At 62.7% G+C, this 8,652-nt stretch carries 12 protein-coding genes and 1 pseudogene; 5 read left to right on the top strand and 8 right to left on the bottom strand.

Features of this window, described 5'->3' with window-relative positions:
* A pseudogene (locus EN914_RS38710) lies at nucleotides 1-118 on the top strand (IS630 family transposase); the annotation flags it as partial.
* 42 nt (nucleotides 119-160) lie between these two features.
* On the opposite strand, the gene EN914_RS14920 reads toward EN914_RS38710, so the two are convergent.
* Entirely contained in the window at nucleotides 161-853 is a 693-nt protein-coding gene (locus EN914_RS14920) for a hypothetical protein (RefSeq protein WP_024504111.1), read from the bottom strand.
* 223 nt (nucleotides 854-1,076) lie between these two features.
* On the opposite strand from EN914_RS14920, the gene EN914_RS14915 reads away from it, so the two are divergent.
* A complete protein-coding gene (locus tag EN914_RS14915; protein WP_024504112.1) occupies nucleotides 1,077-1,517 on the top strand; it encodes a DUF2267 domain-containing protein in 441 nt (146 codons plus the stop codon).
* A gap of 62 nt (nucleotides 1,518-1,579) precedes the next feature.
* Here the strand turns inward: EN914_RS14915 and EN914_RS14910 are convergent, their stop codons facing one another.
* From EN914_RS14910 to pcaD, 3 genes are all read right to left on the bottom strand, one after another.
* Nucleotides 1,580-1,795: a hypothetical protein gene (locus tag EN914_RS14910; protein ID WP_013530133.1), complete on the bottom strand. Its 216-nt coding sequence runs from the start codon at nucleotides 1,793-1,795 to the stop codon at nucleotides 1,580-1,582.
* 57 nt (nucleotides 1,796-1,852) lie between these two features.
* A complete protein-coding gene (locus EN914_RS14905; RefSeq protein ID WP_013530132.1) occupies nucleotides 1,853-2,098 on the bottom strand; it encodes a hypothetical protein in 246 nt (81 codons plus the stop codon).
* A gap of 180 nt (nucleotides 2,099-2,278) precedes the next feature.
* Entirely contained in the window at nucleotides 2,279-3,181 is a 903-nt protein-coding gene (gene pcaD, locus EN914_RS14900) for a 3-oxoadipate enol-lactonase (RefSeq protein ID WP_013530131.1), read from the bottom strand.
* Nucleotides 3,182-3,282: 101 nt separating this feature from the next.
* On the opposite strand from pcaD, the gene EN914_RS14895 reads away from it, so the two are divergent.
* Complete coding sequence (locus EN914_RS14895; RefSeq protein WP_013530130.1) at nucleotides 3,283-4,248, top strand: LysR family transcriptional regulator; 966 nt, start codon at nucleotides 3,283-3,285, stop codon at nucleotides 4,246-4,248.
* Here the strand turns inward: EN914_RS14895 and EN914_RS14890 are convergent.
* Nucleotides 4,211-4,915: a DUF4336 domain-containing protein gene (locus EN914_RS14890; protein WP_024504113.1), complete on the bottom strand. Its 705-nt coding sequence runs from the start codon at nucleotides 4,913-4,915 to the stop codon at nucleotides 4,211-4,213. The genes EN914_RS14895 and EN914_RS14890 overlap by 38 nt on opposite strands.
* A 136-nt stretch (nucleotides 4,916-5,051) precedes the next feature.
* Here EN914_RS14890 and EN914_RS14885 point away from each other — a divergent pair, with 136 nt between their 5' ends.
* Nucleotides 5,052-5,624 (top strand): TetR/AcrR family transcriptional regulator, encoded by a 573-nt coding sequence (locus EN914_RS14885; RefSeq protein ID WP_013530128.1) that lies wholly within the window; start codon nucleotides 5,052-5,054, stop codon nucleotides 5,622-5,624.
* A 61-nt stretch (nucleotides 5,625-5,685) separates the two neighbouring features.
* Here the strand turns inward: EN914_RS14885 and EN914_RS14880 are convergent, their stop codons facing one another.
* Nucleotides 5,686-5,976, bottom strand: a complete 291-nt coding sequence (locus tag EN914_RS14880; protein ID WP_024504115.1) for a hypothetical protein — start codon at nucleotides 5,974-5,976, stop codon at nucleotides 5,686-5,688.
* 127 nt (nucleotides 5,977-6,103) lie between these two features.
* Nucleotides 6,104-6,553 (bottom strand): GatB/YqeY domain-containing protein, encoded by a 450-nt coding sequence (locus EN914_RS14875; RefSeq protein WP_013530126.1) that lies wholly within the window; start codon nucleotides 6,551-6,553, stop codon nucleotides 6,104-6,106.
* A 276-nt stretch (nucleotides 6,554-6,829) separates the two neighbouring features.
* Between EN914_RS14875 and carA the strand changes: the two genes are divergently transcribed.
* Nucleotides 6,830-8,047 carry a glutamine-hydrolyzing carbamoyl-phosphate synthase small subunit gene (gene carA, locus EN914_RS14870; RefSeq protein ID WP_013530125.1) on the top strand — a complete coding sequence of 406 codons (1,218 nt, stop codon included), beginning with the start codon at nucleotides 6,830-6,832 and terminating at the stop codon, nucleotides 8,045-8,047.
* Nucleotides 8,048-8,120: 73 nt separating this feature from the next.
* Here the strand turns inward: carA and EN914_RS14865 are convergent.
* On the bottom strand, nucleotides 8,121-8,652 hold a 532-nt coding region (locus EN914_RS14865; RefSeq protein WP_127389138.1), incomplete at its 5' end, for an MFS transporter.

The following is an 8,652-nucleotide window of genomic DNA, read 5'->3' as shown; positions in this document are numbered from 1 at the left end:
TCAGAAACGCACCGTCGAGGACACGTGGCGCCACATCGGCCACCTCGTCGAAACCATCGAGGCAGCCGAATGCAAAAACTACTTCGCAAAAGCCGGGTACGCTTCCGTCAAAACGTGAAACGCTCTAGCGCGAGTTGATGCTCCTGCCCTCTCGAACGGGTTATCCGATCCGCGCCTTGCCGTCGCTGTCCGGCACGTTTGGAAACAGCACCTTCAGCTTGTGTTCCGCGCTTGCCCAACTGCGCCTGTGATGTTGCCACAGGCACCAGTTGCTCACCGCAAAAGCTAGAATGCCGACAGTCACGGCGAGACTGGCCGTCGAGCCAACGACAACCTTGAGCATCACGCCGGCAAAGACACCGGCGATGGCACCGTTGACGACATTCACCATCCCTGCGGTTCCGGCGAACGCTTGCCAGGGCCTTGGCTTGAGGCCGACATCGGCCAGCAGAGCCGTTTGGTTGTCATGGGTGGAGTGAACCAGATAGCGCGCCATCGAAGGGGTGAGCTCGGTGTAGCAGTGCCTGATGCGTGCCATGCCGCGGGCGTGGACCATGTCTTCGATGGCCACCTGCACAGCCCTGACGAATGTCACCAGCCCAATGAAGTAGAGGCACGGCAACAGGATCAGGCTGAACAGCATGAAAGGAAGCCCCATCCTCGTCACCTGGGCCACGAAAGCAAGGGCGATCGTGGCGCTGGATACCGAAGTCAGGAACAAATTTGCGCGCTGATTCGCCTCCTGAATAGTCGCCGCCCTGGCGGTCCCCAGCACCAAATGCTCCGTCGTCATCATCTGCAGGAGTTGCTGTCGGTTCTCGCCTTCATTGGTTTTTGTCTTCCTTGCAGGCATCGCAAAAAATCCGTTCAGGACGCGCTCCCCCCAACCAGCTCCTCAAAGCCGCCCACCCAGGAACGAACTGCTTCGGAAGGGGTTCCGGCGCAACCAAGACCGCTACCGTGGATCCCGGGGCAGAGCCGGATCACAGGCCGAGCCAATTTTGTCGACAGATAGCGAAACGATTGTCCCTGAGCATCGTTTCGAAACCAGACATGAATTTGATGAGGAGGCGATGATGAGCGCTACCGGTTTGGATGTCTTTGACAGGACGCTGCAGACAACCAACATCTGGCTCGACGAGATCATGGACGATCATGGTCCGGATCGGCGAATTGCATGGCACATATTGGGCGCGGTCCTGCGGACCGTAAGGGACAGGCTGCAGATCGGGCTTGCGGCCAAACTTGGGGCGGAACTGCCGCTCCTGGTGCGCGGCGCCTATTACGACCACTACCGGCCCGCAGCCGAGCCGGACAAAACGCGCTCCCTGGAAAACTTCTCGCAGCACATCGGCGAGGAATTGAAATCGATCCGCCCCGTCGATCCCGAGGATGCAGCACGCTCGGTATTCCGAGTTCTTGCACGGCATGTTGATCTTGGCCAATCGGCTAAGGTGCGCGATGTGCTGCCGAAGGAAATCCAGGCGCTCTGGCCCGAAAGCCTCGGTGTCAAATAGAGATGGCACGAATCTGACGGCTCCCCGGACAGCCAGGCCGAGGCTGGCGCCCCTGTCGGGCGTCAGTCCCGCAAACGGTTGGCGGCATGATCCTGATGCTGCTCGGTCGCGACCTGCCTGGAGTCCAAACCGCGTTCTTTGGAATGCTGTGCCTTGTCGCGATTGGACAGAACCTTGTTTTCTTCGAGCTTGTCTTTTGGCGTCACGGTCATGGCGCCTGTGCCGGAACCCTTTCCTTGTGAACCTGCTCCGATGTGCTTCTTGCTGCCGCGTGCCATGGGCTGCCTCCAATCTATGACGAATGTTCCAGGAGCGTTGCTGGTCCGTGACGCGCTTTAGTCGTCGGCACGGTTCTTGTGATGGGCGCTTTCCTGATTCTTGCCGCGAAGCATGTTGCGGTCGTCTGGATCGACGAGGTCCGGTGTGTCGGTCCTCATGTCCGCTCCCTTGCGCAGTGCTTCGCGTTCCGCCGCTGATCGTTTCAGATCCGCCTCGGCATCAAAATCCTTGCCGGCGTTCTTTGTGTTTTCCCGCTCTTCAATGATGCGAATTTGTTGATCGTGGGTTTTGCGTCCAGTCATCGCTTTCCTCCGGCGTGTTCGTGTCGGCGCCCGAAAGTGGTGCGTCGCCGGCCGTCTCTAAGGTCGGTTACGGCGTTTGCCTGTCCGAGCCTGCCTTCGTGCTGATAATGGCAAGGTGACGGGATCGTTCCGAAAGGCGTTGAAAAGCTTCTCGCCAGATGGCTCGGCTCGGCCCGGCGCTCACATTGACGCAGGCTCCGGCTGGCGCCCGCCCTTGTGAACCGCAGCGTCCTTTGAACGCTCGGCAACCGCCGGGCTGGTGCCGGATGCCTTTGCCGTCGCGGCACTCGGCTCCGCGCAGAAATCGATGACAGCCTGGATGAACTCTGCCGGATATTCGATGTTCGACAGATGGACCGCAGGCAGCACAACCAGCTTCGCGCCGGGCACCGTCGCGGCGATCAGCTCGCTGTGGCTGGCTGCCGTCACCGTGTCGTGCCGACCGGCGATCACCAGCGTCGGCCGGGGTATCAGTGCCACGGTGCGGCGAAGGTCCGCGTCGCGAACCGCCGCGAACAGACCCGCCAGGCCCTGCCGGTCGATAGCCAGCAGCATGGCGCGAAAGTCTTCGACCACAGGCTCGTTGGCGGCAACCAGCGACGCGGGGAACCAGTTGCTCAGGAACGTCTCAGCGGTTTCCGACATGTCCGGCGCCTGGCGCACCGCAGCGATCCGCTCGTCGAAATAGCTTGCCGGCGCCAGATGGGACGAGGTGTTGCTCAGGATCAGCCGGTCGATCCGCTCGGGCGCGTGGATGCCGAGCCACTGCGCGACGAACCCGCCGAGCGACAGGCCAAGGAAATGTACACGTTGCAGGTCGAGCGCATCGAGCAACTCGATGACGTCGCGGCCAAGCCGGTCCAGCGAATAGGCGCCGACCGGAACGCTCGATCCGCCATGGCCCCGAAAGTCGTAGCGCAGGACACGAAAATGCTTCGACAATTCGCCGACCTGCCTGTCCCACATGTGCAGCGTGGTGCCGATGGAATTCGACAGCACCAGCACCGGCTTGCTTGCGTCGCCGTCGAAGCGGTAGGCGATGCGCGTGCCGTCGCCCGTTGTGACGAAATTCAGCTCATTCATGATGAAGATTCCTTCTGGAACGTTGAACGAGACAGAGCCTAGCCGTGGAGCGATTTTGTTGATATTACAAAGATAAGACAAGCTCTGTAACAAAAACTGACATGGCCGAATTCACCCTGCACGATCTGCAATGCTTCGATGCGGTGGTCCGCACCGGCGGTTTTCAGCCTGCGGCGGCCATGCTGTATCGCTCGCACCCCGCGGTGTTCGCCGCCGTCGCCAAGCTGGAGCGACAGCTCGGCCTCGTCCTTTTGGATCGCAGCGGCTATCGCGTGCGTCCGACCGAGGCCGGGCTGTCGTTCCACCGCCGAGCGCTATCGCTGCTGCGCGAGATGGACGGTTTGCGCGTCCATGCCGCCCAGTTGGCGATGGGTGAGGAAAGCGAGATCCATGTGGTGATCGGCGACCTGTGCCCGCGCCCGCAGGTGCTGGGCATGCTCGGGCGATTCTTCGCACAGTTGCCCGGCACGCGCCTGCATCTGCATTTCGAAGCGGTGGGCGGCCCATGGGAGCGTCTCTTCGACGACGAAGCCGACCTGATCCTGCACTGGGTCGACAAGGGCGATGCGCGGGTGGAATGGGTCGATTTGTGCAAGGTGTCCTTCATTCCCGTGGTGGCGCCGGGCTTTCTGCCTCAGCGTATCGAGCAGCCGATCACCCCGGACCAGATGCAGGCACTCACCCAATGCGTCATGCGTGACAGCGCCCGCCATTCGCCACAACAAAACTATTCGCTGATCGAAGGCGCGCCGCAATGCCTCGTCGCCGACCAGGGCATGAAGAAGGAGATCATCCTGCAGGGCCTTGGCTGGGGCCACCTGCCCCGCTTCCTGATCGAGGAAGAACTGCAGGACGGACGCCTGCACTCCATTGCCGGCCGTCATCTGCCGGGCCGCACCGACGAACTGGTGGTGGCGCGCCGCCGCGACCGGCCGCATGGGCCGATCGCGAACCGGCTGTGGGATCATATCCAGCAGGAAGCGCCGGCATTGCGCCGTGTGCTCGAAGCGCCGAAATCCGCCGAGGAAGTCAGCGGCCAACCAGCCAGCGAAAAGCGCGACGGATGAACGTTTGAGCGTCCTCCGTCACTGGTTCGCCGTGCGCCATCAGCACTCTTTCGGCCGGCCATGCCAGTATGCGTTGAAGAGCGGCACGCGCGGCGCGCCGGTCGGTAAAGCCGGCGCGGAATTTTCGCGGCACTGAGGGCTCTGCGGCCACCATCAGATCCAGCCGGGCTACGAGCGCCCGCCAGCCCTTGAACCATCCGGCGTGGAAATGCTGGATCAGATCGGTGAACAACACTGTCCTGCTTGCGCGGTGGAAGAAGACAATCTCGGTGGTGATCCTGTTGCCGCGCACGACGACCTGGTCGAGATCGTCCGCCCAGTCGGCGGCAGGCGTATCGCCGAGCTCGCCGCAGAAGAGGATATCTCGGCGCTTTTCCCGCAGGCCGGGTGGCGCATAGACCTTGGCATCGGGATAGCCGCGCTGCCAGTCAGCGAGAAACACGTGGTGAAGCGAATTGGGCGGGATCAGGAAGCGCACCACGCCCAGAGCGTCCACATCGGCGCGCAGCTCGTTCGTGAGCTCTACCGGTGACCAGATGAACAAACCGCCCCCGGACAATCCGATAACGGCCATACGCGTGGGATAGTGAAAGCCGGCGGCCGCCGTGACGATCGGACCATCCGCAATCCAGATCCCAAGGCCGAATTCCTTGAGACTACCAGCCATTTGCACATTGCTTCCCATAGAGCCGCTTGAATTCCGATGCGCCACGGTCGACCCTTCGCGGGATTGGCGGCTGCCGCAATGCGGCGGTCACGCAGCAAAAGTTTACATATGTGTAAATTTACACTAGGGTATAAAAATGACAACCCCAAAGCGGACCGAACGGTCGCGAAGCCTCATCCTCGATGCCGCCGACCTGGCGTTTCGGGAGATGGGGTTTGCCAACACCTCGGTCGAGGAGATCGCGACGCGCGCCGGCTTGACCCGCAAAACGGTCTACAATCTGTTCAGTTCGAAAGAAGAAATCGCGTTGCGGCTCATCGCCCGCGTGGAGGCGGGCGATGCCGCCTACCGCGCCCGCATGGCGGCGAACGAAGATGTATTCGTCATGCTCGAGACAGTCTTTCTCGACAGCGCCGGCTGGTGCCTGGCCAATCCCTCGCTTGCCAGGCTGGCTCTTGCCCCCGCCGAGCGTCCGTCCCTGCAGCCGCCGCCCGACCGGCCCTCATTCCAGCGCCTGGTCCGGGACCTTCTGGTGCTCGGCCAACGGCAAGGTGTCATTCGCAGGGATGACGATGCCAATTTCATGGCGCTGGTCCTGCTTGGAATATACGGCCAGGCGATGCTTTCGGCGCTTTCGGCCGGGTCATTCAGCGAGGACGAGATCAGGCACCTCATCCGCATCGTCGTTGAAGGGATCGGCAAACGCTAACTACGCGAACCACTTGTCCGCCGATCTCCAAAGCGCCGCAGGAGTGCTCCCGGCCTTCGCTTCATTGGCTGCTCTTCGGAGCCTTGGCGTCCTTTGAACGCTCCGCGATAGCGGGGCCGGCCCCGGACGTCTTTTCGGTTGCGGCGCTCGGCGTGACTTGTCTTGGCGGGTTTTGTCCCTCCGACTGGCGGGTGCGGTCTTCCACTTCGCCCATCCGGCGGGTGAGCCCTATTCCGCCGGCAGGCTTCTCGTTGGCGGCCGCATCCTGGGAGAATTCATCGGAAGCGTCGGCATCGGTCTTTGCCGGATATTTCGTCGCACCGGTTTCATAGCGGGTTTCGTTCTCAGTCATGGCATCTCTCCAGTTGCATGACGGATAAACATCTCGGCGCTATCCGGGTTCCAATTCCTGGACTTGGATTCCGGACGGATCTGGATTCCGCCCGGTCGGCCACCCAAGCGACGAGATGAGCAGCACCCTACTGCAGCAGACCCTTGACGATGCCGCTCGCCTTGCCGAAATCCATCTGGCCGGCATATTTCTGCTTCAGTGCGGCGATCACCTTGCCCATGTCCTTCTGGCTGGCCGCACCGGTCGCGGCGATCGCCTCGCGCGCCGCAGCAGTTACCGCCGCATCGTCCAGCTGCGTCGGCAGGAAGGTGCGGATGATCTCCATCTCGCCGCGCTCCTGCGCGGCCAGTTCCGGCCGCTTGCCGTCATCGAAGGCTTTGGCCGATTCCTCGCGCTGCTTCACCATCTTGGCCAGGATCTGCAGGATCTCCTCGTCGCTGGCCGGCTCCTTGCCTGACCCGCGATTGGCAATGTCGCGGTCGTGAATGGCGGCCTGGATCAGCCGCAATGTCGGCAGCCGGTGCTTGTCCTGCGCCTTCATCGCGCTCTTCAGGGATTCGGCGATTTTGCCGCGCATGGTGCATTCTCCTTCGATCGGCGCGGACAATAGCGCCGCGGGCGAGCCAAGGCAAACTCTGATGTGCCGAGGCAAGCCACTGATTTTGCTAGGCGAAATAAAATATGGCGGCATTTCGCATGATCATTGACCGCCCTGCCCCCTTCCCCTATGTACTGGGCCTTGCATGAACGGAAATTTGACTGCGTGGAAGCCGCGAAATCGCCGCTTCGCGCCGTTTGCCGCGCAGATGGCCCGCCGGGCCGGTTGCAGCGCGCGGCCTGACAGGAGTGCCGCATGGCCGAGATGACGCCCGCCTTGACCCCCGCTTGGGCCACGGAAAAGCCGACCGCCCTTCTGGTGCTGGCCGACGGCACCGTCATCGAAGGTCGCGGTCTCGGCGCCACCGGCTCCGCTGTCGCCGAAGTCTGCTTCAACACAGCGCTGACCGGCTATCAGGAAATCCTCACCGATCCGTCCTATGCCGGCCAGATCGTCACCTTCACCTTCCCGCATATCGGCAACATCGGCACCAATGACGAGGACATCGAGGATCTCAATCCGGTCGCCCGCGCCGGCGCCGTCGGCGCCGTGTTCAAGGCCGATGTCACCAACCCGTCCAACTACCGTGCCGGCACTGGTCTCGACCAGTGGTTGAAGAAGCGCGGCATCGTCGCTTTGTCGGGCATCGACACCCGCGCGCTCACCGCGCTGATCCGTGAAAAGGGCATGCCCAACGCCGTCATCGCGCATGCGCCCGATGGCGTGTTCGACATCGACGATCTGAAGCGCCGCGCCGCCGCATGGTCGGGCCTGATCGGGCTCGATCTGGCCAAGGAGGTCACGTCGGGCCAGTCCTCGGTCTGGCGCGAGACGCCCTGGGTGTGGAACGAAGGCTTTGGCGAACAGATCGAACCGACAATGCACGTCGTCGCCATCGACTACGGCGTCAAACGCAACATCTTGCGCCTGCTCGCCGGCCTCGGCGCCAAGGTCACCGTGGTGCCGGCCAAGTCCGGCGCCGAGGAAATCCTCGCCATGCAGCCGGACGGCATTTTTCTCTCCAACGGCCCCGGCGACCCGGAAGCCACCGGCGACTATGCCGTACCGGTCATCCGGGATCTGCTGAAGACCGACATCCCGGTGTTCGGCATCTGCCTTGGCCACCAGATGCTGGCGCTGGCGCTGGGCGGCAAGACCGCCAAGATGCACCAGGGCCATCACGGCGCCAACCATCCGGTCAAGGACCACACCACCGGCAAGGTCGAGATCGTCTCGATGAACCACGGCTTTGCCGTGGATGCCGACTCGCTGCCATCAGGCGTCGAGGAAACCCACGTCTCGCTGTTCGACGGTTCGAATTGCGGCATCACGCTGACCGGCCGGCCGGTGTTCTCGGTCCAGCATCACCCCGAGGCTTCGCCCGGCCCGCAGGATTCACACTACCTGTTCCGCCGCTTCGTCAATTTGATCCGCGAAAAGCGCGGTGAGGAATTGCTGGCCGAACGGGCTTAGCGCGATCCGGTAGCGTCGCCCCTCATTGCCCTGCCGGGATGGCCCTCCCTGGTGAGCGCAATGCGGTTGTGACTCACACCTGTGCTCCATCCTCAGCGACATCGGTGGCGACATTCGTGCGCGCTGCCGGCCTCGCAACTTTCGTCACAAAGACGATGACCGCCAGCGTCAGGAAGCACGCTCCCAGCAGATAGGGCGCGCCGCCGAAGGTCACCGGCGCGTTTGGCCCGGTGAACCAGGAAAAGATCGCCGTGTAGAGCAGCGGCGTGATGATCGAGGTGATCGAGAAGATCGAGGTCATCGCGCCCTGCAGTTCGCCTTGCGCCGAAGGCGGCACCTTGGCGGCGGCGAGGCTCCTCAGCGGCGGGTCGGCCAGCGCTTCCAGGCAGCCGACGACGATCACCGCATAGATCATCCAGCCTTGCGACGCGAAGGCGTAGCCGAAGGCGCTGGCTGCCGTGAATGTCAGGCCGATGACCGCGGTCTTCCACTCGCCAAGCCTCGGGATGACGCGCGGCAGCACCGTCGCCATGACGATCGCGCCGCACAGGCCGAAGGCGCCGAGCGAGAAGCCGATCTGCTGCTCGCTCCAGCCATAGCGGTAG

The organism is Mesorhizobium sp. M7A.F.Ca.CA.001.08.2.1, assembly GCF_003998455.1.
In the GTDB taxonomy this organism is placed as follows: Bacteria; Pseudomonadota; Alphaproteobacteria; order Rhizobiales; family Rhizobiaceae; genus Mesorhizobium; species Mesorhizobium ciceri.
This window is presented reverse-complemented; position numbering and strand designations above follow the sequence as displayed.